Genomic DNA, 24117 nt, shown 5'->3' on the forward strand with positions numbered 1-24117 from the left:
CTAGCTCTATAGATATGATCGCTTGGAGCAGCCATGCCGGCAAATGACAAACTCACCCATCCAAATCTGCCCCTTATCGGTGGAGTAATGGCGGCCATCGGCGCTGGCCTCTGCTGTGTCGGTCCATTTGTGTTACTGACGCTGGGGATCAGCGGTGCCTGGATCGGTAACCTGACATTGCTGGAGCCTTATCGTCCGATCTTTATTGCCATTGTGTTGTTGTTTTTTGGTTGGGCGGGCTGGAAAGTCCATCGCCCGATAGAAGCGTGCGAACCGGGTACCGCTTGCGCCATACCGCAAACGCGCAAGCGGCGACAGATCATTTTCTGGATCACAGGCATCATTGCGCTGGTCCTTGTTACCAGTACCTACTGGATCCCATTGATTGCCTCAGACATTGAATAGCACCAGAGTAAATCATGCACAAAATCACAATAGCCCTTGTACTCGCCATCACCAGTCTGTCCAGCTGGGCCAAACCTCAGACCATCACCCTTGATCTGCCAACCATGAACTGCGCCATGTGTCCGATCACGGTCAAGAAAGCCCTTAAACGGGTTGATGGCGTGGCCAAAGCCGAGGTCAGCTATGAACACAAGCAGGCTGTGGTGACTTTCGAGGATACCCAGACCAGCGCAGAGAAACTAATTGAAGCGACAACCAACGCCGGATATTCATCAACCCTAGTGGAAACGGGAAAGCCATGACTTCAAATGTTATTTTACAGTCGGAATTGACCTGTCCGGAATGTGGCAATAAAAAAACGGAAACTATGCCGACCGACGTCTGCCAATGGTTCTACGAGTGCGAACAGTGTCATACCTTGTTGAAACCCAAAGCGGGTGACTGCTGCGTTTACTGCTCTTACGGTTCAGTTCCTTGCCCACCGATTCAGGCCGATACCAAAACGATGACTCGCTGCTGTGGTAGCCCGATGAATGGATCGGACTGACTTAATCGAACCGGATGATACTGCTCTGTCACTTAAAAGGATGGAGCAACTGACTCGCATAATGCTTTGGATAATCGGGCTCCGAGGAAATGCCAAGATCTTTTATGGCAATTTTTCGGGAAGAGTCAAAATAGGCTGTTCCCAGTATCCTGTCCGTCAAAGTGGTAAACAGCCCAAAGTTCACATCGCCTTCCTTGGCAGTGTTCAGATGATGAAATCGGTGCACACTGTTGATCGCCAGAATGTACTTTAGCGGCCCTGAAAAATACGCCACGTTGGAGTGTTGCAAAAGTAGCTGGAGCACTACCGCCACCACCAGCAACAGCATGATGTCGTGCGGCACACCCATCAAAAGCAGCGGCATGGTTCCCGCTACGGTTTCGATTAACTGGTGCAGTGGATGCTTCATCAGACCATTAAAACCATACAAGCGCTTTGCGCTGTGATGGACGGCGTGCAGTTTCCACAGGTTATGGAATCGGTGACTGGCGAAATGAGCCAGGGTAATACCCATATCGGCAATCAAGATCGCCACGACCAGTTGTAACGGTAGCGGCAGGCTGGATGGCCAAAGGTCTATCAGCGAAAACGCCTGACCAACCAGTGGAAGCATGAAAAGCCCAAGTATATTGAGTGATTCGTTGACGATGGCATGAATAAAGTCTGTGCCTTGATCCTGTTGGGATAGATTGAACGTGGGGTCATAGGGAACAACCTTTTCGCAAATGAACGACAGACCCACAAATCCGGATAGTAATAAAGCCAACCAGGCATCAGCGTATCCTGACCCTACAAGGTATATAGCAATGCCATTACCGGCCAACAGAAAAACCGGCAGATAAAATAGCTTGATTAACCATCGAATTGCACTCATTCCGGAAACCTCTCAAACATCATAGAACGCTCATTTTGCAATGAATAGGCAATGCACAATTGAACGAAAGAGCTATTTTTCCGAAAGTAGCTGTTTAATTGTTGCAGGGTTGACGCCAAACGCTTCCATCGCGGCACGGCAAAAGTGGGCTTGATCGGAAAAACCTGCCGTTATTGCGGCATCCGTGAGCGACCTGCTTTGGGTGAGTTCGAATGCCAGCAGTAGCTTCAGCCACTTCTTGTAGCTCCTGAACGGCAAGCCGGCTTGCTCGCTGAACCAGCGAGAGAATCGGCTCGATGAGAGGTGGGCAAGTTCAGCCAAGCCGGTACGGGAAGGTTCCCGTCCAAGCATTAACTCGGATCGCAACGCTTCCACCACCTGTTGGAACCGATTATCCAGGCCAGATACGTCGCCACAGGTGCAGGCTTTCCGAAAATCCTCAAGCGCAGCTTGCAGATCGTCTGCGCTGCTTAACTGGATGAGTTGCCGCGTGCCGTCAATCTCAATAATGGAAATGTTTTGTGCCATCGTCTGGGGGAGCAGGGTTTTACAGGCATTGTGGGTCGGATCGGCATAGAGGCACAACACCCTGGCAGTTTGTAACTGATGGATTGTACCCGCAGGGATCAATAGACTCGCCCCGGTATAACTCGCATGGCCAACGCGCACCTCAACCGGGTTGCCCAGACCCACAACAATCTGATGCGCCCAATGTTTGTGGGGCTTGTTATCGCCAGCTTCACCCCGAAAGGCGATGAGCCCCGGCACCATGGCCACCTCACCTCGCCACGATTGGGCCTGGCGTGTTTTGCTGGACACGCTCATGCTCAGGCGCTTCGCTCTTCCGGGACGGGCAGAAACAGGGTGAAGCTGGTGGCGTGCCGGTCGGAGCTTGCCTCGACACGACCACCATGGGCCTCAACAATGGAACGAACGATGGCCAATCCGAGTCCGGCACCCTCACTCTGGCGCGATCTGGAAGGATCGGCGCGGTAAAAGCGATCAAACACGCTTGGCAGGTGCTGTGCAGGAATTTCGGAGTCGGGGTTGATCACACTCAGCGATACTGAGTCATTCTCCGCTTTACTCAATCGAACCTTTATCCATTTGCCCGCCGGGGTGTGCCGAATGGCGTTCGACAGCAGGTTGGAGATGGCCCTGCGTAGCATGGCGCGATCACCCATTACCCCCGGTGCCTGACCCTCCAAAGACAGGGTGATATGTTTTTCCTCCGCCAGCGCCCCGAAGAAGTCGAACAGCTCCCTGACCTCGGTGGCCAGATCCAGCGTTACCTGCACCGGTTTGAGCAGGCCGTGGTCGCTCTTGGCCAGCCAGAGCATGTCGTTAACCATCTTGGCCAGGCGTTCTTGCTCTTCCAGATTGGAGTACAGGAGCTCACGATATTCGTCCAGTGTTCTGGCCCTGCCCAACGCCACTTGAGTCTGGGTGATGAGATTGGTCAGCGGGGTTCGTAGTTCGTGGGCAATATCCGCCGAGAAATGCGACAGCCGCGTGAAGCTGTCTTCCAGTCGCTCAATCATCTGATTAAAGGCGGAGGCCAGGTCCCGTAGCTCCAGGGGCATGCTGCGAAAATCAAGTCGCATATGCAATCGGTCGGCCTGAATACTGCGCATCTCGTCCGAGAGACCGCGTAAAGGCGCGTGTCCCTGGTGTACCCCAAACCACGCCGCTAGCAAAGTCACACCGCCAGTAAGCAACATGATAATCCAGAGACTGCGGCGAAACCCTTGCAGAAAATGCAGGTGGAAGTCCATGCCGATCGCCGTGGCAATGCGATATTCCCGGCTGTCGCTGACAAACCGTGTGACGACACCCCGATAGGCATTTCCGTCAAAGTGCCAAGTAGCCAGGTTATCGGCATGGATCCGCTTAACGGGGGAAAAAGCTACTATAGCCTGCGCGAAGTCAGCCCCCGGTGTAGCGAACACCAACTGGCCACGGCCATTCCACACCTGAAAATAAACACCGTGGTGTCCCGACACCGCCTGCGACAACGCCACCGGTAACCGGAGCGGATCATCCACCCTTTGCAGGGTCTGCGCTACCGCCTGGTTGATCACGACCAACTCGTCCGCGTCCTGCTCGGCGAAATGGCGCTCGACGGCACCGAGCACCAGATTGCCGATCAATACCAGGCTGATGCCGATGGCCAACGCGACAAAGACCATGACCCTGGCGGTTAGCGAAAGCGGACGCCGCTCAGTCGCCATCATCTTCAGCTTCCACATCGAGCTTGTAACCCATACCACGCACCGTGTGGATCAGCCTGGGCTCGAAGTCGTCGTCGATTTTGGCGCGCAATCGACGGATGGCCACGTCGATCACGTTGGTGTCGGAATCAAAATTCATGTCCCAGACCTGCGAGGCGATCAGCGAACGCGGCAACACCTCACCCTGACGGCGCACCAGCAGTTCCAGCAGGCAGAATTCCTTGTGGCTGAGATTGATTTTTCGGCCGGCGCGCGTGACCCGGTGCCTGGGTAGATCCAGAACGAGATCGGCCACCTTGAGCTGATCCGACAGAGGCGGTGCCGAGCCCCTTCGCAACAGGGTGCGCACCCGTGCCAGCAACTCGGCAAAGGCGAAGGGTTTTACCAGGTAATCATCGGCGCCCAGCTCCAGCCCCTTGACTCGGTCATCCACGCGGTCGCGCGCGGTAAGGAACAATACCGGTGTCTGACGTCCCGCTTCACGCAGCGACTGCACAATGCGCCAGCCATCCACGTCGGGCAGCATGACATCCAGCACGATCAAGTCGAAGGACTCGGTCATCGCCAGATGGTGGCCATCGAGACCATTGCGCACCAGACTAACCTGAAATCCAGCTTCAGCCAGTCCTTGGCGCAAATAGTCGCCTGTTTTGATTTCGTCCTCGACCACGAGTAGTCGCATCTATGTCTCGCCCTCCACATTTTGTTTCAACCTAACGGGTTATTCCCCATAGCAAGATTACACACAGATTACATTAATGTAATGTTTGGGTCATCTGGCTGACAGGGGGGGCCAGTTAACTTGATTACACTAGGCATTACTTATGTTGATGCAGTCGGCATTCCGGTCGCTGTTGCCGGCCTGTCAGATCGGGCGTGACTCGAAAACGACAGTATCATCAACAAGCACTTCGCCACGGTTGATGTGATCGAAGGCAAGGTTATGAAAAACGATATCGTTGAATTGGAGTATTTATGAAAACGTATAGTGCGACACGCCGTCGCTTCGTACAGGGCCTTGCAGCCGGTGGCGTGCTGGCCGCCACACCGGCCTGGTTGCAGGCGGCTGTAAAAGGTGCGACCGCGCTGGGCTCAGCACCAGTACTCAGCGGCCGAGAAATCGATCTAGTGATCGCCGAAACTCCCGTCAATTTCACTGGCGTCACGCGCATGGCCACCACCATCAACGGTTCCATCCCGGCACCAACGCTACGATTGCGTGAAGGCGATGACGTCACCATTCGCGTCACTAATCGTTTACCTGTCGACACTTCTATTCATTGGCACGGAATACTGCTGCCCTATCAAATGGATGGTGTACCGGGCATCAGTTTCAAAGGCATCGCGCCGGGAGAAACCTTTGTTTACCGTTTCAAGTTACAACAGAGCGGCACCTATTGGTACCATAGCCACTCTGCCTTTCAGGAAATGACGGGGATGTACGGCGCCTTGATCATTGAACCACGTGAAGAAAAACATCGTGCTGACCAGGATTATGTGGTGGAGCTTTCTGACTGGACCGATGAAGACCCGATGCGCGCCCTCAGCAAACTGAAAGTTCAAAGCGATGTCTATAACTTCAATCAGTCCACCTTTTTCGATTTCACTGACGATGTCTCAAAGATGGGATTACAGGCGGCGCTGGAAAAACGCCAGATGTGGAATCAGATGCGGATGAGTCCGACCGATTTAGCCGATTTATCGGCAGCCACCTTTACCTTCCTGATGAACGGTACCACCCCGGCAGGCAACTGGAACGGCTTGTTCCAGCGCGGTGATCGCGTACGGCTGCGGTTTATCAATGCCGCCAGCAACAGCTTTTATGATGTTCGCATTCCTGGTTTGAAGTTAACGGTAATCCAAGCAGATGGCCAGGATGTCGAGCCGGTCACTGTGGATGAATTCCGATTTGGCCCCGGCGAAACCTACGATGTCATGGTCGAGCCTCAGGACGACGCTTATACGATCTTCGCCCAGAGCATGGAACGCAGCGGTTACGCTCGCGGCACCCTGAGTGTGCGGCAAGGTTTAACAGCGCCTGTGCCAGAACCCGATTCGCCCGAGTGGTTAACCATGAAGGATATGATGGGAGCAATGGGTGGTGGCGCCATGGGCCACGACATGATGAAAATGGACTCCATGGGCCAAACCAAGATGGATCATTCCCAAATGTCCGGCGGTATGGCCATGGACCACAGTATGCACGGCATGCAGCAGGGTTCTGACAACCCGCTTGCCAAACCTTCATCTACCATACGCCACGCCCGAACCGAATACGGGGCTTCGGTTGACCAACGGGTGGATACGCCAAGTACCAATCTCGACGACCCCGGTATTGGCCTGCGAAACTTAAGCCAGCGTGGACTGCGCCCACAGGGACACCGCGTGCTGACGCTGGCCGACCTGAAATCCATCGATGGTGTACTGGATGACCGCCGCCCGCCAGCGAGAGAGCTGGAACTACACCTCACCGGCAATATGGAACGCTATAGCTGGTCTTTCGACGGGCTTGAATTCGGCAAAAGCACTCCAGTCTCCTTACGTCATAACGAACGCGTGAGAATCATTTTACAAAACGACACCATGATGACGCACCCCATGCACTTGCACGGCATGTGGAGCGAACTGGAAACAGATCAGGGCGAATTGCGGGTTCGGCGCCATACAATTCCCGTGCAGCCTGCACAACGCATCAGTTTTTTGACAACACCTCACGATCTGGGCCGCTGGGCCTGGCATTGCCATTTGCTGTTTCATATGGACGCGGGCATGTTCCGCGAGGTGGTGGTGTCATGAAACGGATTTTAATGAAACCCTTAACCAACCTAGTTTTAGCTGTCAGCGCATTTCAGGCATCTACAGCCTTGGCGCAGATGGATCACAGCGCTATGCAAATGGAGGCAAGTGCCACAACGGTCGATGGTCGCGATCCTCACGCATATTCCGATGGCTACACGCTGACGGAAGGCCCCTATGCGCTGCCGGGTCCACGGCAACTGAAACTGGCCGATGAGCATCGATTCTGGTCGCTGCTGGGCAATCGCCTCGAATACGACGCCGATAATGACGTCACGACCTTTGACCTGCAGGGCTGGTATGGCACCACCTATGACCGCTTGGTGATCAAGCTCGAAGGCGATGCCGTGGACGGGCGCCTGGCGGAAAGTCAGACTGATCTGCTCTGGGGCCACGCACTCAATGCCTATTTCGACACCCAGCTGGGCGTTCGTCTTGATCAATACGATGAAGGCACGGGCCGCGAGTGGCTCGCGTTCGGTATTCAGGGCCTTGCCCCCTACTGGTTTGAACTGGATCTGACCGCCTACCTGGGCGAGGGCGGACGTACAGCTCTGTCGTTGGAAGCGGAATACGAATTGCTACTCACCCAGCGCCTGATTTTACAGCCTCGGGCTGAACTGACCGCCTATGGCAAAGACGATGCGGTTAACGGACTGGGTAGCGGTTTGTCCGATGTCGCCCTGGGACTGCGATTGCGCTACGAGTTTTCACGCCAGTTCGCGCCCTATGTCGGTATCGAGTGGAACGGCACCTTTGGCGCCACCGCCGATCAGGCGCGGGCCAACGGCGATGCCACCAAGGATACCCGGTACGTCGCCGGGATCCGGTTCTGGTTTTAATCAAACGACTTATGTTTTTAACACAACCTAGGAGTCACATTATGAAACGCCAATCACTCAGCTATTTCGTCGCCCTGCCGGCATTATTGCTTGCCCTGTCAGCCCAGGCCCACGATCCCAAGGAGCACATGAAGGAGGCGCAGGCGCCGGACTGTGCGGCCATGAAAGACATGGATCATTCCAAAATGGACATGAAAGATCCGGTCATGCAGGCCATGATGAAAAAATGCATGAAGGCCATGCACAAGGATGAAGAAGGATCGCATGAAGCGCATGGGGACAAAGGCCAAACCGGTCACGGTAACCATGACGAGAAAGCCGATGAAAAAAAGCCGGCCAAACACCAACACTAAAAATAACGGGTAGCCATTCCTGAGGAGATAACATGACGTCCTTTAAGTTTTTATCCTGCTTTAAATGCCTCGCCGTTGCGGCAGGCGTGGCGGCTGTGACCGGTGTGGGGTTCCTCTATTCGGGTCTCTATCCGATGGGAGCCGATGACCATCACAACGACTTGACTTATTGGGCGCTGGAAACCCTGCGCGAGCGATCCATCGCCCGCGCATCAAACGACATCGAGGTGCCGACCGACCTGAATTCGTCCGAGCGCTTGCTGGCAGGCGGCGCCGACTACAACGACATGTGCACCGGCTGCCATCTCAAACCGGGCAAGACCGAAAGTGATTTTACCCTGGGGCTGTATCCCGCGCCGCCCAATCTAACACTGACGGGTGATAGGCATGGGCATGAGCATGCCGGTGACACTGATAATGATGACGAGGCCATTAAGCGACAATTCTGGATTATTAAACATGGCATCAAGGCTTCCGGGATGCCGGCCTGGGGGCCGGGTCATGACGATCAGCGCATCTGGAACATGGTGGCGTTCCTGCAGCGCCTACCCGAGCTGTCGCCGCAGCAATACCAGATCCTGACCGCGCGCGGCGCGGATGACGCCGGGCACCATTAAGGCTGGCTTCAGGAGGATACCCATGTCGCATGCCAATCACAGACACCAAGCCCGTCAGCGCGGCGAGTCCAACAGCACTGAATTGACCGACCCCGTGTGCGGCATGGCGGTCAAGAAGACATCCTTCCACAAGGTCGAGTTTCAGGGCCGGCTGTACTCCTTTTGCAGCACGCATTGCCGAAGCAAATTCATGGATAACCCACAGCGCTATCTTACAGGGTCCGAACCCCCCGAGGGCGATGCCAACACCGAGTACAGTTGTCCTATGCACCCGGAAGTGAGGCAATTGGGTCCGGGCACCTGCCCGAAGTGCGGCATGGCGCTGGAACCGGTGATGCCCAGCGCCGACGCCGGAGACAATCCGGAACTCGCGGATTTCAGGCGTCGTTTTTGGTACACCTTGCCATTGACCCTGATGGTAACCCTGATCGCCATGTCGGGCGGGGCTTTTGACCACTTTCCGGGAGCGGCGCGACCCTGGGTGGAGCTGGCGCTGGCCACTCCGGTGGTGCTCTGGTCCGGCTGGCCTTTCTTTGTCCGCTGGTTCCAGTCACTCAAGCGGCGTTCGCCCAATATGTGGACTTTGATCGGTACCGGTACCGGCGCGGCTTATCTGTACAGCGTTATTGCAACCGTCGCCCCCGGCATTTTCCCGGCTTCGTTCCGTCTCGATGGCCAAGTGGCGGTGTATTTCGAGGCCGCGGCCGTGATCATTTCGCTGACCTTGCTCGGTCAGGTGCTGGAGCTGAAGGCCCGCTCGGAGACCGGTGCCGCCATTCGCGCTCTGTTGGGTCTGGCGCCCAAGACCGCGCGGCATATCCGCGACGATGGCACCGAGGAAGATATTCCACTGACCCATGTCCATCCTGGTGATCGCTTGCGTGTCAGGCCCGGCGAGAAGGTTCCCGTGGACGGTCAGGTGCTGGAAGGTGAAAGTGCCATCGATGAATCCATGCTCACCGGCGAGCCCATGCCGGTGAGCAAACGACCCGGAGATGCGCTGATCGGCGCCTCGATCAATACCAGCGGCGCGCTGATCATGCGGGCCGAAAAGGTTGGCTCGGCCACCGTGCTCGCCCAGATCGTGCAATTAGTCTCCAATGCCCAGCGTTCCCGTGCTCCCATGCAACGCATGGCGGACGTGGTCGCGGGGTATTTCGTGCTGGTAGTGATGGTGATCGCGCTCGCCACGCTGGTGCTTTGGGGGCTGTTCGGACCCGAGCCGAGCTGGGCGTTCGGGTTGATCAACGCGGTAGCGGTGTTGATCATCGCCTGTCCTTGCGCGCTGGGCCTGGCGACGCCCATGTCGGTCATGGTGGCCACTGGCAACGCCGCTACCCGAGGTGTGCTGTTCAAAGACGCGGCTGCCATCGAACATTTGCGCCAGGTGGATACCCTGATCGTCGACAAAACCGGCACGCTGACCGAGGGGCGTCCCGCTTTCCATGCGGTGATCTCGGCGGGCAGACTCGCACCCAATGAGGTTTTACGCTTGGCGGCCAGCCTGGACCAGGGCAGTGAGCACCCGTTGGCGCAGGCGATTGTGGCCGAGGCGCACAAGCGGGGACTGAATTTGAGTCCTGCGGTTGATTTTGAGTCGGCTTCCGGGATTGGCGTGCGTGGCAAGGTGGAAAACCACCCTGTCGCCCTGGGCAATACCGCCTTGATGGAGGAACAGCAGGTCGAGTGGCGCGTCGTGGCCGATGAGGCGGAAATACTGCGCAGCAGAGGCGCCAGCGTGATCTATCTGGCCGTTGACGGCCTGCTGGCTGGCTTGCTCGCGGTCGCCGACCCCATCAAAGCCTCCACGCCACAAGCCATCAGCGAACTCAGGGCCAGCGGCTTGCGCCTGGTGATGGCCACGGGCGATGGCTTGACCACGGCGAAATCTGTCGCGCGCGAACTGGGCATCGACGAGGTATACGGTGAGGTACGCCCCAAGGATAAGGATGACCTTGTGGCTCGCCTGCAAGCCAAGGGTCACAAGGTGGCCATGGCTGGCGACGGCATCAATGACGCTCCGGCCCTGGCCCGCGCCGATGTCGGGATCGCCATGGGCACGGGCACTGATGTTGCCATGAGTACGGCGCAGTTAACCCTGGTGAAAGGCGACCTGCGTGGCATCGCCATTGCCCGGCAAATCTCGGTCGATACGGTAGGCAACATGCGCCAGAACCTGTTGTTCGCTTTCCTCTACAACGCCATGGGCGTGCCCATCGCCGCCGGCGTTTTGTATCCACTGACGGGGTGGCTGCTGTCACCGCTGATCGCCGCGCTGGCCATGAGCCTGAGTTCGGTGTCGGTGGTAGGCAACGCGCTGCGGCTGCGTCTCACCAGGACTATAGGAGGTGAAGCATGAACAAGCCCAGCGGAAGCTTCTGGCTCAGCACCAGGGGCTTGGCGGCACTCGGGCTGATCGCGGCGGCGAGTTATTTCCTGCTGGTCGAACATCGTGAGCACCTGTTGGCGTTTTTGCCCTATGCAATCCTGCTTGCCTGTCCTTTCATGCACCTATTCATGCATCACGGCCATGGTCATCACGGCGTGCAGTCGCAGGAAAAGGAAAGATACAAGGCGCTTCGCCTGCACGACTGAAGTCTGCTCGTTACCTTGTCATCCATTACTTAATGTTCTATTCAATTGTCTTCGGAGGCAACTATGTATCGAGTTAAATTAACGGGCTTGGTGTTGGGGCTGTTGACGCTGCCCTTGATCGCGGCCTGTAATGATGGGCCTAAAAACCCAAAAACATCTGACCCATCCGCTGGTGCAGTTGAAACGCTTACCGTCTACAAAAGCCCTACCTGTGGCTGCTGTAAAAAATGGATAGGTCACCTTGAAGCCGAGGGCTTTGAGGCCAGTGTCGAACACCCGGCTAATCTGGACGCCATCAAGGATCGCTATCGAATCGCAAACAACCTGCGTTCCTGCCACACAGCGGTGTCGTCACAAGGCTATGCCTTTGAGGGGCACATCCCGGCCCGCTATATTCATCAGTTTCTGGCTAATCCGCCAGCCGACGGGATTGGGCTGACAGTGCCCGCCATGCCCGTTGGCAGTCCGGGTATGGAGGTGGGTGACAAGTTCATGCCATACCGGGTTCTGCTGATGAAAAAAGACGGCAGCACTGAAGTGTTTGCCAGTGTCGAGAGCGCGGCTCAACAGGTTCAGCCACTCCAACAACCGGAAGCGCAGCCATGAAAATATTCGTCACCATGCTTTTTATCCTGCCGCTCGGTATAGGCAGTGTCATAGCCTTTGCGCAATCCCTTCCCGAGACCCTGACGCTGGACGAGGCGATAACCCTCGCCATAGATACCGATCCCTGGCTCACCGGTAGCCAGTACACTCAGCAGGCCCTTACCGACGAAGCGACTGCCGCGGCGACTTTGCCGGATCCCCGAATGAGCCTGATGGCCGGCAATTTCCCTGTTGATTCTTTTGACATCAATCAGGAAGGCATGACTCAGTTGTCGGTGGGGATCAGCCAAATGTTTCCCCGGGGTGACAGTCTGTCGCTCACCCGCCGACAAAAGCAGCAGCTAGCCGAGCAGCATCCCTTACTAAGGCTGGATCGTCGGGCCAAGGTAGGCGCTACGGTCAGCCAGTTGTGGCTGGAGGTCTTCAAGGCGCAGGAGAGTATCCGGCTGATCGAACAGGATCGCGCACTGTTTGAGCAACTGGTGGATGTCGCCGAGGCCAGTTATTCTTCGGCATTGGGCCGGGCGCGCCAGCAGGACGTAATTCGCGCGCAGTTGGAGCTGATTCGTCTTGAAGACAGACTGACGATGCTCAGGCAGCAACAGCAAGCCGCACAAAAGCGTCTGACCGAATGGATCGGTGCGCCTGCCACTGTCCCTCTGGCTCCGGTACTACCGACACAGTCTCTTTCCAGGCCACTGTCGGCACCGACCATTGAGTACGCCAACGAGCATACGCGCTACGAATGGATCCGTCATCATCCCGCGTTGCGGGCGCTGGATCAGCGTATCGATGCCACGCAAACCGGTGTTGATCTGGCCAAGCAGAAATACAAGCCCGAATGGGGCCTGACCGCCCAATACGGCTATCGCGACAACGATCCCATGGGGCGCGACCGGGCGGATCTGCTCTCCATAGGCGTGAACTTCGACCTGCCCATTTTCACCGGTAACCGGCAGGACAAGGAAGTCAGCGCCGCCGTCAATCGAACCGAGGCCATCAAAACCGAAAAGCACTTGCTTGGTCGTCGGCTAATGGCGGAACTGGAAACCGCGAGCGTACAACTGGCACGTCTCGATGAACGCCAGGCGTTATACACCGATCAGCTGTTGCCGCAAATGGCCGAGCAGGCAGAGGCTTCACTTTCGGCCTACAACAACGACGACGGCGACTTCGCCGAAGCCGTGCGTGCCCGCATTGCCGAATTGAATGCCAAGATCGACGCGCTCGCCATTGCCGTGGATCGGCAGAAGACCATCGCCCAAATCAATTACCTGCTCGCCGAGGCGTCGTTCGACGATGCACGGCCGGCGGAACCGTTTTAAAGGAGTTCAACATGAATACATTCACCAAAACCTTGCTGGGCACGGCCGTCGGCGCGCTGCTCGGCGCATCCGGCGTCTGGCTACTCGGCAACCCCGATGAGGGGGATATGACAGCAACCGGCGGTGAACGCAAGCCACTTTACTGGGTGGCGCCCATGGATCCCAACTACAAGCGCGACAAGCCTGGCAAATCGCCCATGGGCATGGATCTGATCCCTGTGTACGAGAAATCCGCCGGAGAGGATGAAGCCGGCACCGTCAAGATATCGCCCGAGGTCGTCAACAATCTCGGCGTGCGCACCGCCACGGTTAGGTCCGGGTCTCTGAATCTGGATGTCAAAACCGTCGGTTACGTGCAATACGATGAGAACCGGCTGGTGCATATCAGCCCGCGCGTGGAAGGCTGGATCGAGAAGCTCCATGTCAAGGCCGCCGGGGATCCGGTCAGACAGGGCGACCCCCTGTACGCCCTCTATTCACCCACCCTGGTCAACGCCCAGGAGGAATTGTTGTTGGCGTTGAAACGCGACAATCCGGTGTTGATCGGTGCTGCCGTGGAACGCTTGTTGGCGCTGCAAGTACCTCAGGCAGATATCGACCGGCTGCTTAAAACCCGCAAGGTCAGCCAGACCATCACCGTTGCCGCGCCGCAGTCCGGGGTACTGGACAATCTCGCGGTGCGTGAGGGCATGTTCGTCAAGCCTGGCTTGAGTCTGATGAGCATCGGCCAGCTAGAACATATCTGGGTGATCGGTGAGGTGTTCGAACGACAGGCAAGCCTGGTCAAGACCGGCGACCAGGTGCGGATGCGGCTCGATTACCTGCCCGGTCGGGATTGGTTGGGCCAGGTGGACTATGTCTATCCGTCTTTGAATGCCAAGACACGTACCGCGCAAATCCGGGTGCATTTCGACAACCCGGACGACTTCCTCAAGCCGGGCATGTTCGCGCAGATGGTCATTGAGACCCAGGCGGGGGCTGAAGCACTGTTAATCCCGCGAGAAGCGCTGATCCGTACCGGCAGCCAGGCGCGCGTGGTGTTGGCGCTGGGTGATGGCAAATTCAAATCGGTGGCCGTTGAGGTCGGGCGTGTGGGCGAACGGCAGGTGGAAATTCAGTCGGGACTCAAAGAAGGGGAACGCATTGTGACCTCTGCTCAGTTCCTGATCGACTCGGAATCCAGCAAGACGTCGGACTTCAAGCGCATGGCCAAGCGCGATCAGCAAGGCGAATCAATGGATGTAAAGGCAGACGCTGATTCCCGCTCAGTCTGGGTGGCCGCACGTATCGACAGCCTGATGCCGGATCACCGCATGGTGACCCTGGAGCACGAGGCCATCCCGGACTGGCAATGGCCCACCATGACCATGGATTTCACCGTCGCTGAGGCTGTGGACATGGATGCGCTCAAACAGGGAATGCGCCTGCATGTGCAGATCACCAATAACAACAGTGGTGGATACCAGATTACCCAAGTGCATATTCCCAATGAGCAAGGCAATGATGCCATGCCTGCAGGAATGGATCACGGTCAGCACGAGGGTATGGATCACGGTGATATGTCGATGCCGGAGCACAGCGAACACCAGGGCATGAACCACGGCGGTCACGATCAAAAGGAGCACAATCATGATTGAATCGATAACCCGTTGGTCCATCGGTAACCGTTTCTTCGTGCTGCTGGCTACTTTGATGCTGGTGGGGATGGGTCTCTATTCGCTGAAAAACACCCCGGTGGACGCCATTCCCGATCTGTCCGATGTACAGGTCATTATTAAGACCAGTTTTCCTGGGCAGGCACCGCAGGTGGTGGAGGACCAGGTCACGTATCCACTGACTACTGCCATGTTGTCGGTACCCGGTGCGGTTACCGTGCGCGGTTATTCCTTTTTTGGCGATTCCTTTGTGTATGTCATTTTCGACGAGGATACCGATGCCTACTGGGCACGTTCCCGGGTGCTGGAGTACCTGTCTCAGGTCGCGCCCACATTACCGCCCAGCGCCCGGCCGCAACTGGGACCGGACGCCACCGGTGTCGGCTGGGTCTACCTCTATGCCTTGGTGGATCGCAGCGGTCAGCATGACATCAGTCAGCTGCGCAGCCTGCAGGACTGGTTCCTGAAATACGAGCTGCAAACCGTGCCGGGTGTTTCCGAAGTCTCGGCGCTCGGTGGCATGGTCAAGCAGTATCAAGTGAAGGTAAACCCGGAGAAACTGCGCGCCTTCGGTATTCCCCTGTCTCTTATCCAGATGGCTATCCAGCGCGGCAACCAGGAAGTGGGCGCCTCGGTGGTGGAAATGGCCGAAGCCGAGTACATGGTGCGCGCCAGCGGTTACATCCAGAGTATCGATGATCTGGCCAACATTCCGTTAGGGTTGGATGTTAACGGTACGCCGCTGTTGCTCAAGGATGTGGCGGATATCGAATTGGGGCCGCAAATGCGCCGTGGCATCGCCGAGTTGAACGGCGAAGGTGAAGTGGTGGGCGGTATTGTGGTGATGCGTTTCGGTGAGAACGCCCAGAAAACCATTGATGGGGTCAAGGCCAAGCTGGAAAAACTCAAGGCGGGTTTGCCCGAGGGCGTGGAGATCGTAACCGTTTATGATCGTTCAGGGCTGATATCTCGCGCCATTGACAGTTTGTGGAAAAGTCTGGCCGAAGAACTCGCTATTGTGGCGTTGATCTGTGCCATTTTCCTGTTTCATGTCAGGTCCTCACTGGTGGCGGTCTTCAGTCTGCCGCTAGGTATACTCACGGCTTTTACCGTGATGTATTGGCAAGGTCTCAATGCCAATATCATGTCATTAGGCGGTATAGCGATTGCGATAGGCGCCATGATTGATGGCGCGATTGTCATGATCGAAAACATGCATAAGCATATGGAACGTACGCCCTTGACGCCAGAGAACCGTTGGAAAATCGTGGCGGCGTCAGCCAGTGAAGTCGGTCCGGCGCTGTTTTTCAGTTTGCTTATTATCACTGTGAGCTTTGTACCAGTATTCACCCTGGAAGCCCAGGAGGGCCGGATGTTCAGCCCGTTGGCCTTTACCAAAACCTATGCCATGGCAGCCAGTGCGGCGCTTGCTATCACGGTGGTGCCGGTTTTGATGGGATATTTCATCAGAGGCAAGGTGGTAGCGGAAAACAAGAATCCCGTTAATCGATTACTGATTGCCGGGTACATGCCCCTGCTGAAAACCGTATTGCGTTTTCCGAAAATCACACTTGCCATGGCGGTTGTGATTTTCCTCGTTGGGATCTGGCCGGTTAACAAGATTGGTAGTGAATTCATCCCCGATCTGGATGAAGGTGATCTCATGTACATGCCCACCACTTATCCGGGGCTATCTATTGGTAAGGCCAGGGAATTGCTTCAACAGACCGACAAGCTGATTGCGACTGTCCCCGAGGTGAAGACTGTTTTCGGCAAAATCGGCCGTGCCGAGACAGCCACGGATCCCGCTCCGCTGACCATGATCGAGACCTTTATTCAGCTCAAGCCCAAAGAGGAATGGCGCGAGGGCATGACCACGGAGAAGCTCAAGAAGGAGCTGGATGCGCTAGTGAAATTCCCCGGTCTAACCAACGCTTGGGTGATGCCGATCAAGACTCGCATCGACATGCTGGCCACCGGTATCAAGACGCCGGTAGGCATCAAGGTGGCGGGCGAGGATCTGCGAGAAATTCAGAAGATTGGGCAGCGACTAGAGCAGATCCTCAAGGATGTACCCGGCACAGCCTCGGTGTATTCCGAAAGGGTGGCCGGTGGGCGTTACATCAAGGTGGATATTCAGCGTGCACAGGCGGCGCGCTATGGCCTCAATATTGCTGATGTGCAGCAGGTAATAGCCACGGCCATTGGGGGAATGAATGTGGCGCAGACCATTGAGGGGCTGGAGCGTTATCCGATCAATCTGCGCTACCCGCAGGACTATCGAGACTCGCCAGAACAGCTGGCGCTGCTGCCCATCGTTACGCCCAGCGGCCAACGCATTGCGCTCGCCGATGTGGCCAATGTCTATGTGGAGGACGGCCCGCCAGCGATCAAGAGCGAGAACGCCAGGCTGAATGGCTGGACCTTTGTAGATATCGATGGGGTGGACGTGGGCAGCTATGTACAAGCGGCCATGGCAACGGTCGAGCAGCAGTTGGATTTACCGGCCGGTTACTCGGTGGCCTGGTCCGGTCAGTACGAATACATGCTGCGCGCCAAAGAGAAACTGACCTATGTGGTTCCTTTGACGCTTGCCATCATTATCATTCTGTTATACATGAATTTTCGTAACTTCACTGAAATAGCCATTATTCTGGGAACACTACCACTGGCGGTAATTGGTTCAATCTGGCTGATGTACCTGCTTGGCTATAATTTTTCTGTCGCGGTTGCGGTTGGTTTTATTGCACTGGCGGGGGTTACGGTGGAAATAGGTATCATCATGTTAACTTATCTTAACCAAGCATATCACCAATTGATAGATACCTGTCGTGAGCGTGGAGTGCAACCATTAAAAGAAGATTTGCTCGAAGCCGTGACACAGGGCGCGGGACTTCGTGTAAGACCCGTAATGATGACTACGGTCTCCACTATCGCTGGATTGCTGCCCATTATGTTCAGTTCCGGAACAGGTGCGGAAGTTGTTAGCCGGATTGCGGCGCCTATGGTGGGCGGAATGGTGAGTGCTGTGATTTTAACGTTGTTGGTATTACCCGTCGTGTATTACCTATGGCGCACCCGCTCGCTGAAAGCATAATATTGCCAAACTAAATGGGGCAGACTTGTCTGCCCCTGCCGGAGCTCTGTGGTTTAAACCAATAAAGCACCAAATGCACAAATAGGTTAATGCTATTTGGTTGATCTGAATCAATCAAAACACCTAAACATTACAGTCATGTCATGTTGGAGTCATCCATCCGTAATCATCACCCCATGACAATAAACAAAGAAGCTTAATAAAACACACCTTAGGCGACAACTAGCTTGACAGCTACCGGTGTAGAAGTTGGGCAAGTCAACGATAGGGGAAAACCATGAACATGAAGAAGTCAAAACTCAAATGCTGCCTTCTGGCTTTAAGTGTTACAGCGGCAATAGTTCCTGCCGCTGTTTACGCAGACAATCAGACCGACAATCTCAGGCAGCAAGTCGACGATCTTCAAAGTCAAGTTGATCGCTTGGAAAACACGGCAGCGGAACGTAATACAGATTCGTCATTTCATATGGCAGGTTATGGATCGGTCGAGTACGCCGACCCGGATTCAGGCAACGCCGCTTTTAACAAGGTATTGGTCGCCCCCATCATCCACTACAATTACCAAGACTGGCTAATGTTCGAAACAGAATTTGAGCTGTCGAACACAGCTGATGGGGGCACTGAGCTGGCGTTGGAATATGCCTCTATCAACCTGTTCCTGAATGACTATGTTGCGCTTGGCGTGGGAAAATTTTTAAGTCCCATAGGTCAATTCCGGCAGAATTTGCACCCTAGCTGGATCAACAAAGCTGTCTCGGCACCCGCTGGCTTCGGGCATGGCGGAGCTGCGCCCCTAACTGAGACCGGCTTGCAATTGCGCGGCGGGTTTCCACTCGGCGAGATGCGCGCCAATTATGCTGTTTATGTTGGTAACGGGCCCACCCTGGCCGCCGCAGTAGAGAGACAAGGAGGGGATTACGAATTGGCCATCGAGGAGGTGGAGACCGAAGGCCGTACCAGTGACCCTGACGGGAAGAAGTCATTTGGTGGCCGCCTTGGGCTACTGCCGTTTCCAGGTTTGGAAATAGGGATTTCCGCCGCCAAAGGTAAAGCCACCGTAACGGAGGCTTTTGCTGGTGGACACGATGGGCCTGAGCTCGATATTGAATCCACAGGCGAATTTGATTATGACGTCATCGGTGCTGATTTTCGCTATGGCTGGAACAACCTGGAACTCAGAGGGGAATACCTCAAAACCGAGATTGGCGAAGGTAGTTCCGGAGTCGAATTTCACAGCGATGATCTTCCAGCAGATTATACAGGCCCCGCGGAGTTTGACGATGTTGAGGTAGGTCAATGGAAAGCCTGGTATCTGCAGGCAGCCTATAAAATCCCCTCGACATCATTTGAAGTCGTCGTTCGCACCAGTGAATTACAGACGCCTCACTCTGGAGAAAACTACTCTCAGCGCACGCTGGGGTTGAATTACCTGTTTGCACCCCATGTTGTCGTTAAGCTCAATTATGAGATAAAAGACTACGACTCATCAGGCGCAGATGATGATAACGCTGTGCGAGTGCAACTGGCTTACGGTTTTTAGGCGAGAATTGATATGAAAATCAGCAAATTTATTACTAGCAAGCTTTTCGGTGTAAGTAGTATGGCTTTGTTACTGTCTGCAACCTTCCTCACACCGGCTCTGGCCGAAGCAAAAGGCGATGCAGCAAAGGGTGCTCAGAAATGGGCCAATAACTGCGCCCGTTGTCACAACATGCGCGACCCTAAGGAGTTTTCAGATGCTTACTGGGACACCACTGTTATGCACATGCGCCTCCGTGCTGGACTGTGGGGGGTGGACGAACGTGATATTCTAGCGTTCCTGCAGGCATCAAACACACCAGCCAAAAAGGTAACAGTAAAGTCTGTATCGGTGGATCTGGCCAACTCCGGTCTATCCGGTGAGGCAGTCTACAAAAGCACCTGTATCGCATGCCATGGCGGCGACGGCAAGGGTGCCTTTCCTGGCACTCCGGACTTCACCAAGTCGAAAGGCCCATTGAGCAAAAATGATGCAGAGTTACTGAGCAACATGATCAATGGATTTCAGAGTCCAGGCTCGCCCATGGCCATGCCACCGCGGGGCGGCAATGTCAGTCTGACCGACGCCGACCTGAAAGCCGTACTTGGTTATATGCGAACCACCTTCGAGAAATAGGGCTTTATCTGTGGGCAGAGTGCTCGGTGTCAGCCGGGCACTCTGCCCCACGTTATATTCTCCAGCCCTTTCCCTTGCTCGCCGCTCCATATTCTTCAGACATTACCAACAAGTGCCTCCAATTTTTCCATCAGAACCAGCGCGGCATTGTTGTTGAACTGCTGTCCTTCCTCAATGTATTCCCAAACCGTCGCATCGCTTTTCCAGCCTCCTTGCTTTTTAATCAGTTCAAAATCGACTCGCTCTCTTGCAGCCGATGTGGAAAGACCACGCCGGAAGCTATGGCTGCTCAAGTCCGATACGAAATCGAACTGACAGGCATTACCCAGCGTCTTGAGTAATTCATTAATGGCACCGGAATTCAACGCTTTGGGTTGAACCTTATCCCAGCGGTTAATGGGGCGAAAAATCGGACCTTCATTGATTTCAACCGATTCTATCCAGTTCCTCATGGCCGTAGCAGGACAGCAGCCTGGTGCCCCGAAGGGCAAGGCCCGTACCAAACCTGTTGCTTGCTGATCGGTCTTGGATCGTGGCAACTTAATGAGAAGCCCTTCAGGCTCCCACACGAGATCACCGATTTGAATGGCCACCAATTCGCTACGACGAAAGGCGCCAAAAAAGCCGGTCAACACCAGCGCGATATCCCGCTGCTTCTTTTTGGTGTCAGGCAGTTGCCGCAAGTGATTCACCATCTGGGCAATGTGCTCCAAACGTAATGCCTTGGCTTTGCGTTTGGGTTGGCCTTGGGTACGACGAACGCCTTCCATGGTTTTGCGGACCAGTGGATCACTTACCGGATCGATGAGCCCTTGGTAATGGTGCCATTGGCTAATGGCGGTCAGGTGCAGATCCAGGGTTCGGGGATTGAGTGATTTGGCTCTGGCCAGCAGATAGTGCACGACAGTATCCCGGTCCGAGGGCAGGCGACCACCCCATTTCTCAAATTGCCGAATGGCCGAACGGTAGGCTTTACGTGTGTTGTCGGACGTCGCTGCCTGGAGGTAGTGCCGCAATGATTCGGACTCCTGGCGTTCAACCAGAGTCGCATCCTTATTACGTAACGACAAGTTGCTAGCCTGTATTGGCGGTTTGTTGTTCATGAATAGGATTTCCTTCGATGTCGCTCAAAAGGCGGCTATGTACCGGCGTTACAACTGGAAAAGTTTCAAGTAACGGTTCTAACCTGTGATAATGGTCATTATCGGTGGTTAATAATAGGAATTCAAGAAAGCTTGGAAAACATAAATATAATGTTATATTACGTAATATGTAATACGTTACTAAATAATCTGAGAGGAATCGCCATGGCCCGCGCTGGAGTCACTTACCACGATGTTGCCAAAGCCGCCGAAGTCATTAAAAACCAGCGCCAAGAACCCACGGTGGATCGGGTGCGAGAACAGCTCGGTACCGGCAGCAAAAGCACCATCGCGCCATTGCTCAAGCGTTGGCGGTCAGACAATGGGGAGGCGGCCGATGTCAGTGGACTGCCAAACGACCTTGTCGAAGTGGTAAAGTCCCTGTATGAGCGGGTGCAGCAGATGGGCGACCATCGGATCGAACAAGCTCGCGACGAATTCAAGGCTTCGAATGATGAACTCCGAAAAGAACTGACCGAGGCCCGCAACACTATCGCGCAGCTTACCGCTCGCCAACAGGATCTGAACAACCAACTATCACGTGTTATTGAGAAAAAAAGCCAGCAAGACAAGTCCCTGGAAGACGCCCGTGTCGGCCTGGCCAAAGCCGAGTCCCAGCGGGATGAAGCTCTTGCACGGACCACTGAATTGAAAGAAAGCGCTGGCGAACTCAAGCAGGAAAACCGGGATATCCGCGATCATTTCGAACATTATCAGCAGCGAACTGCCGAAGACCGCCAGCAGGAGCGCGACCAGTTCCGTATAGTTAACCAGGGGTTGAATGATCAGATTCAGGATCTGCAACACCGGCTCGCCCAGGCTGAGTTGAGAGCGTCCGAGCTATTCGACGTCAACGCGCAGTTACAACGACATGCCGATGAATTAAAACAGGCCAATGCGGCGCTAAATAGCGACTTGAAGGGAAAGATAGAAGATATCCAGAACCTGAAACACGAGCTTGAAGAAATCGTGACGAAGTGCCGGGAATATCAGCATAGAAATGATCAATTGGCGGAAAACGTGGCCGTGCTCACTACTCAGAAAGCAGATACCGATAAACAAGTGGCCGTGTTATCCCACGCATTGGAGACCACCAAAGCCGAACTGAAAACCGCCCAGGATAAAGTGGCATTTCTGACCGACGAGAATAAGGTGATTCTTCAGGAAAAAGCAGTGATTCTAGGGCAGTTTAAACAGCTCCAGGGCTCGCTGTAGTCGACTGGTTGCATTTTGACCATCTGGCTGTTTAATGAAGGAATCGTTGCCAGCCTTTAAACGAGCAAACTTGTCAAATTTGTCGGTTCTTCCACAAGACCCCAAGTAGGCAGGCCAAGGAGAAGCATCGATTCGACAAACGTCAGGCGGAAGAAGAATATTGATATTCCTTTTTATTATCAATGCGTTATAGGTTTTGTGGCTAAATTCAACGCTTTTACCGGCCGAACCTCTAATTTTCCTTTCGAATAAAAAACCGATTGCCGATCGGAGTTATGTAGTGCAGTCTTGTCGCACAAGTATCTGAGGTAATAGCGTGCGATTAGGTGATCTTGAAAAAGCAGTCTTACAATACTTCTGGGGCAACGATGCCGCAGATGTAAAGCAAGTGCATCGGGAGATTGATCCCTCCGCTCAACGTTCAATGAACACTGTTCAGAGTGCGATGGATCGACTGTTCAAGAAGGGCTTACTCAAACGCGAAAAGATTGGCCATGCTTTTGTCTATCGCAGTGCGCAATCCCGTGACGCTTTTGTGGCCAAGCTGATGCGCGCCGTGGCCTCAGATTTTATCAGCAGTGAACAGGATTACTTGGCAGCATTCAGTTCTTTAACCGATGAGCTGGACAGCGCCCAGTTGGATGAGCTGGAACAGCTGATTGAGCGTCGCCGCAGTGAGAATCAAGCCGGAGGTGAGACTTGATCCTTGGGGAGTGGGCGCGTTGGTTGAATGGCGGCTTTATCGCGGCGTCAACGTTGCTGTTCTGCATCGCCTGTCTATCAGTTGTTTTTTTACTGAGTCAATCAAGCCTTAAACGCTGTACGGCGTCCTTTCGGGAAGCATTTCTCTGGGTGTTTATTGCGTTTCCGTGGTTCGCGGCATTGGCTATCAGTGTACTGGTGATGTCCCCGAGCTTTGCTGACGTCAAACCGTCATGGTTACTCAATCTTACCCACTGGCATCATGCCGAAGTATTTGATTTCAGCAGCTGGCACAGCGTACCTCTGACGGTGGCTGCAGTCTTTTCGCTCTGGCTGCTGGTAAGGACATTACGCGCAATAACTAAGCACATCAACAGTCTCGCCTTGTTCGACCAATGGCGTGATGAGGCGCAACAAGACGATGTGGCTGCAACCTTTCCCGCGACTGCTTTTACCTATGGGCTGCTTATGCCTCGGGTGTTTATCAGTCAAGGCTTGAGGGCGCAGCTGACACAGGCCGAGCAACACGTGGTGACTAGCCATGAGCAGTGCCACGTTAACCGTCGAGATCCACTAAAGAAGCTTTTGTTTTCCTGCTTCGCTGCAGCCTTTCCTCAGTGGGTTGGGAGTCAACTCAAGGCGGAATTTTCTTTAAGCCTGGAGCAAGGAGCCGATGCCTGGGCTGTAAAGACAGGCGGAGACCGCGCGCTGGTCGCAAAGACTCTACTCAAGGTATATCGACTGACTCGTGAGAAACCCGCAAGTGGCTATTGCGCATTTTCCAGTAGTGACCTGAAAGACCGCGTTCATTATTTGATGACGCCTGCAAGCAATCGCCGCTCCCATTTCGCCTTGGCGATACTTTTGTTTTCCGCTTTATTCGCGCTCAGCTTGCTGGGGGTAGACAGCTACCACCACAGCTTCGAACAACTTTTCCGCCACTAATTTCTAGGGTTTTTC

23 protein-coding genes are annotated in these 24117 nt (G+C 54.8%); 18 read left to right on the forward strand and 5 right to left on the reverse strand.

Annotated features, from left to right (window positions below; genetic code table 11):
• The first annotated feature begins 33 nt into the window (after positions 1–33).
• Genes HNR64_RS11280 through HNR64_RS17380 form a run of 3 tightly spaced genes read left to right on the forward strand, consistent with a single transcriptional unit; the run spans position 34 to position 952 of the window.
• Positions 34–405 carry a mercuric transporter MerT family protein gene (locus HNR64_RS11280; RefSeq protein WP_204996563.1) on the forward strand — a complete coding sequence of 124 codons (372 nt, stop codon included), beginning with the start codon at positions 34–36 and terminating at the stop codon, positions 403–405.
• 14 nt (positions 406–419) lie between these two features.
• Positions 420–707, forward strand: a complete 288-nt coding sequence (gene merP / locus HNR64_RS11285) for a mercury resistance system periplasmic binding protein MerP (protein WP_204996564.1) — start codon at positions 420–422, stop codon at positions 705–707.
• Positions 704–952, forward strand: a complete 249-nt coding sequence (locus HNR64_RS17380; protein WP_275587343.1) for a GDCCVxC domain-containing (seleno)protein — start codon at positions 704–706, stop codon at positions 950–952. The genes merP and HNR64_RS17380 overlap by 4 nt, the downstream gene beginning before the upstream one ends.
• A 28-nt stretch (positions 953–980) precedes the next feature.
• Here HNR64_RS17380 and HNR64_RS11290 read toward each other — a convergent pair whose 3' ends face one another.
• The 4 genes from HNR64_RS11290 to HNR64_RS11305 all read right to left on the reverse strand — a co-directional run bounded on the left by HNR64_RS11290 (position 981) and on the right by HNR64_RS11305 (position 4739).
• Positions 981–1826: a sterol desaturase family protein gene (locus tag HNR64_RS11290; protein WP_204996565.1), complete on the reverse strand. Its 846-nt coding sequence runs from the start codon at positions 1824–1826 to the stop codon at positions 981–983.
• A gap of 72 nt (positions 1827–1898) precedes the next feature.
• Complete coding sequence (locus tag HNR64_RS11295; protein WP_204996566.1) at positions 1899–2651, reverse strand: helix-turn-helix domain-containing protein; 753 nt, start codon at positions 2649–2651, stop codon at positions 1899–1901.
• A 2-nt stretch (positions 2652–2653) separates the two neighbouring features.
• A complete protein-coding gene (locus tag HNR64_RS11300; protein WP_476749631.1) occupies positions 2654–4096 on the reverse strand; it encodes a heavy metal sensor histidine kinase in 1443 nt (480 codons plus the stop codon).
• Positions 4047–4739, reverse strand: a complete 693-nt coding sequence (locus HNR64_RS11305) for a heavy metal response regulator transcription factor (RefSeq protein WP_062383565.1) — start codon at positions 4737–4739, stop codon at positions 4047–4049. The genes HNR64_RS11300 and HNR64_RS11305 overlap by 50 nt, the downstream gene beginning before the upstream one ends.
• A 293-nt stretch (positions 4740–5032) precedes the next feature.
• Between HNR64_RS11305 and HNR64_RS11310 the strand changes: the two genes are divergently transcribed.
• From HNR64_RS11310 to HNR64_RS11365, 12 genes are all read left to right on the forward strand, one after another.
• A complete protein-coding gene (locus tag HNR64_RS11310) occupies positions 5033–6853 on the forward strand; it encodes a copper resistance system multicopper oxidase (protein WP_204996567.1) in 1821 nt (606 codons plus the stop codon).
• Positions 6850–7695 (forward strand): copper resistance protein B, encoded by an 846-nt coding sequence (locus HNR64_RS11315; RefSeq protein ID WP_476749632.1) that lies wholly within the window; start codon positions 6850–6852, stop codon positions 7693–7695. Before HNR64_RS11310 ends, HNR64_RS11315 begins: the two co-directional genes overlap by 4 nt.
• 41 nt (positions 7696–7736) lie before the next feature.
• Positions 7737–8048: a hypothetical protein gene (locus HNR64_RS11320; protein ID WP_204996568.1), complete on the forward strand. Its 312-nt coding sequence runs from the start codon at positions 7737–7739 to the stop codon at positions 8046–8048.
• A gap of 32 nt (positions 8049–8080) precedes the next feature.
• Entirely contained in the window at positions 8081–8665 is a 585-nt protein-coding gene (locus HNR64_RS11325) for a c-type cytochrome (protein WP_062383556.1), read from the forward strand.
• Positions 8666–8687: 22 nt separating this feature from the next.
• On the forward strand, positions 8688–11024 hold the full coding sequence (locus HNR64_RS11330; RefSeq protein WP_204996569.1) for a heavy metal translocating P-type ATPase: 2337 nt from the start codon (positions 8688–8690) through the stop codon (positions 11022–11024).
• A complete protein-coding gene (locus HNR64_RS11335) occupies positions 11021–11260 on the forward strand; it encodes a DUF2933 domain-containing protein (RefSeq protein WP_062383549.1) in 240 nt (79 codons plus the stop codon). Before HNR64_RS11330 ends, HNR64_RS11335 begins: the two co-directional genes overlap by 4 nt.
• A 63-nt stretch (positions 11261–11323) precedes the next feature.
• Entirely contained in the window at positions 11324–11866 is a 543-nt protein-coding gene (locus HNR64_RS11340; RefSeq protein WP_062383546.1) for a DUF411 domain-containing protein, read from the forward strand.
• Positions 11863–13191: a TolC family protein gene (locus HNR64_RS11345; protein ID WP_231856197.1), complete on the forward strand. Its 1329-nt coding sequence runs from the start codon at positions 11863–11865 to the stop codon at positions 13189–13191. Before HNR64_RS11340 ends, HNR64_RS11345 begins: the two co-directional genes overlap by 4 nt.
• 11 nt (positions 13192–13202) lie before the next feature.
• Positions 13203–14828, forward strand: a complete 1626-nt coding sequence (locus tag HNR64_RS11350) for an efflux RND transporter periplasmic adaptor subunit (RefSeq protein ID WP_204996570.1) — start codon at positions 13203–13205, stop codon at positions 14826–14828.
• Entirely contained in the window at positions 14821–17943 is a 3123-nt protein-coding gene (locus tag HNR64_RS11355; RefSeq protein WP_062383541.1) for an efflux RND transporter permease subunit, read from the forward strand. Before HNR64_RS11350 ends, HNR64_RS11355 begins: the two co-directional genes overlap by 8 nt.
• 277 nt (positions 17944–18220) lie before the next feature.
• The gene (locus HNR64_RS11360; RefSeq protein WP_204996571.1) at positions 18221–19483 is read left to right on the forward strand and encodes a hypothetical protein; all 1263 of its coding nucleotides are present in this window, start codon (positions 18221–18223) and stop codon (positions 19481–19483) included.
• A gap of 12 nt (positions 19484–19495) precedes the next feature.
• A complete protein-coding gene (locus tag HNR64_RS11365) occupies positions 19496–20098 on the forward strand; it encodes a cytochrome c5 family protein (protein ID WP_204996572.1) in 603 nt (200 codons plus the stop codon).
• Positions 20099–20193: 95 nt separating this feature from the next.
• On the opposite strand, the gene HNR64_RS11370 is transcribed toward HNR64_RS11365, so the two are convergent.
• On the reverse strand, positions 20194–21201 hold the full coding sequence (locus HNR64_RS11370) for a tyrosine-type recombinase/integrase (protein WP_050660064.1): 1008 nt from the start codon (positions 21199–21201) through the stop codon (positions 20194–20196).
• Between the two features lie 204 nt (positions 21202–21405).
• Between HNR64_RS11370 and HNR64_RS11375 the strand changes: the two genes are divergently transcribed.
• From HNR64_RS11375 to HNR64_RS11385, 3 genes are all read left to right on the forward strand, one after another.
• Positions 21406–22455 carry a DNA-binding protein gene (locus HNR64_RS11375; RefSeq protein ID WP_204996573.1) on the forward strand — a complete coding sequence of 350 codons (1050 nt, stop codon included), beginning with the start codon at positions 21406–21408 and terminating at the stop codon, positions 22453–22455.
• 316 nt (positions 22456–22771) lie between these two features.
• Complete coding sequence (locus tag HNR64_RS11380) at positions 22772–23158, forward strand: BlaI/MecI/CopY family transcriptional regulator (protein ID WP_204996574.1); 387 nt, start codon at positions 22772–22774, stop codon at positions 23156–23158.
• Between the two features lie 23 nt (positions 23159–23181).
• Positions 23182–24102 (forward strand): M56 family metallopeptidase, encoded by a 921-nt coding sequence (locus HNR64_RS11385; RefSeq protein WP_204996575.1) that lies wholly within the window; start codon positions 23182–23184, stop codon positions 24100–24102.
• Positions 24103–24117 lie beyond the last annotated feature (15 nt).

It is taken from the genome of Spongiibacter marinus (assembly GCF_016906995.1).
In the GTDB taxonomy this organism is placed as follows: Bacteria; Pseudomonadota; Gammaproteobacteria; order Pseudomonadales; family Spongiibacteraceae; genus Spongiibacter; species Spongiibacter marinus.

Coding starts and splice junctions, on each gene's coding strand:
- HNR64_RS11280 (WP_204996563.1), top strand. CDS start 34: ATGCCGGCAAATGACAAACTCACCCATCCAAATCTGCCCCTTATCGGT.
- merP (WP_204996564.1), top strand. CDS start 420: ATGCACAAAATCACAATAGCCCTTGTACTCGCCATCACCAGTCTGTCC.
- HNR64_RS17380 (WP_275587343.1), top strand. CDS start 704: ATGACTTCAAATGTTATTTTACAGTCGGAATTGACCTGTCCGGAATGT.
- HNR64_RS11290 (WP_204996565.1), bottom strand. CDS start 1,826: ATGAGTGCAATTCGATGGTTAATCAAGCTATTTTATCTGCCGGTTTTT.
- HNR64_RS11295 (WP_204996566.1), bottom strand. CDS start 2,651: ATGAGCGTGTCCAGCAAAACACGCCAGGCCCAATCGTGGCGAGGTGAG.
- HNR64_RS11305 (WP_062383565.1), bottom strand. CDS start 4,739: ATGCGACTACTCGTGGTCGAGGACGAAATCAAAACAGGCGACTATTTG.
- HNR64_RS11310 (WP_204996567.1), top strand. CDS start 5,033: ATGAAAACGTATAGTGCGACACGCCGTCGCTTCGTACAGGGCCTTGCA.
- HNR64_RS11315 (WP_476749632.1), top strand. CDS start 6,850: ATGAAACGGATTTTAATGAAACCCTTAACCAACCTAGTTTTAGCTGTC.
- HNR64_RS11320 (WP_204996568.1), top strand. CDS start 7,737: ATGAAACGCCAATCACTCAGCTATTTCGTCGCCCTGCCGGCATTATTG.
- HNR64_RS11325 (WP_062383556.1), top strand. CDS start 8,081: ATGACGTCCTTTAAGTTTTTATCCTGCTTTAAATGCCTCGCCGTTGCG.
- HNR64_RS11330 (WP_204996569.1), top strand. CDS start 8,688: ATGTCGCATGCCAATCACAGACACCAAGCCCGTCAGCGCGGCGAGTCC.
- HNR64_RS11335 (WP_062383549.1), top strand. CDS start 11,021: ATGAACAAGCCCAGCGGAAGCTTCTGGCTCAGCACCAGGGGCTTGGCG.
- HNR64_RS11340 (WP_062383546.1), top strand. CDS start 11,324: ATGTATCGAGTTAAATTAACGGGCTTGGTGTTGGGGCTGTTGACGCTG.
- HNR64_RS11345 (WP_231856197.1), top strand. CDS start 11,863: ATGAAAATATTCGTCACCATGCTTTTTATCCTGCCGCTCGGTATAGGC.
- HNR64_RS11350 (WP_204996570.1), top strand. CDS start 13,203: ATGAATACATTCACCAAAACCTTGCTGGGCACGGCCGTCGGCGCGCTG.
- HNR64_RS11355 (WP_062383541.1), top strand. CDS start 14,821: ATGATTGAATCGATAACCCGTTGGTCCATCGGTAACCGTTTCTTCGTG.
- HNR64_RS11360 (WP_204996571.1), top strand. CDS start 18,221: ATGAACATGAAGAAGTCAAAACTCAAATGCTGCCTTCTGGCTTTAAGT.
- HNR64_RS11365 (WP_204996572.1), top strand. CDS start 19,496: ATGAAAATCAGCAAATTTATTACTAGCAAGCTTTTCGGTGTAAGTAGT.
- HNR64_RS11370 (WP_050660064.1), bottom strand. CDS start 21,201: ATGAACAACAAACCGCCAATACAGGCTAGCAACTTGTCGTTACGTAAT.
- HNR64_RS11375 (WP_204996573.1), top strand. CDS start 21,406: ATGGCCCGCGCTGGAGTCACTTACCACGATGTTGCCAAAGCCGCCGAA.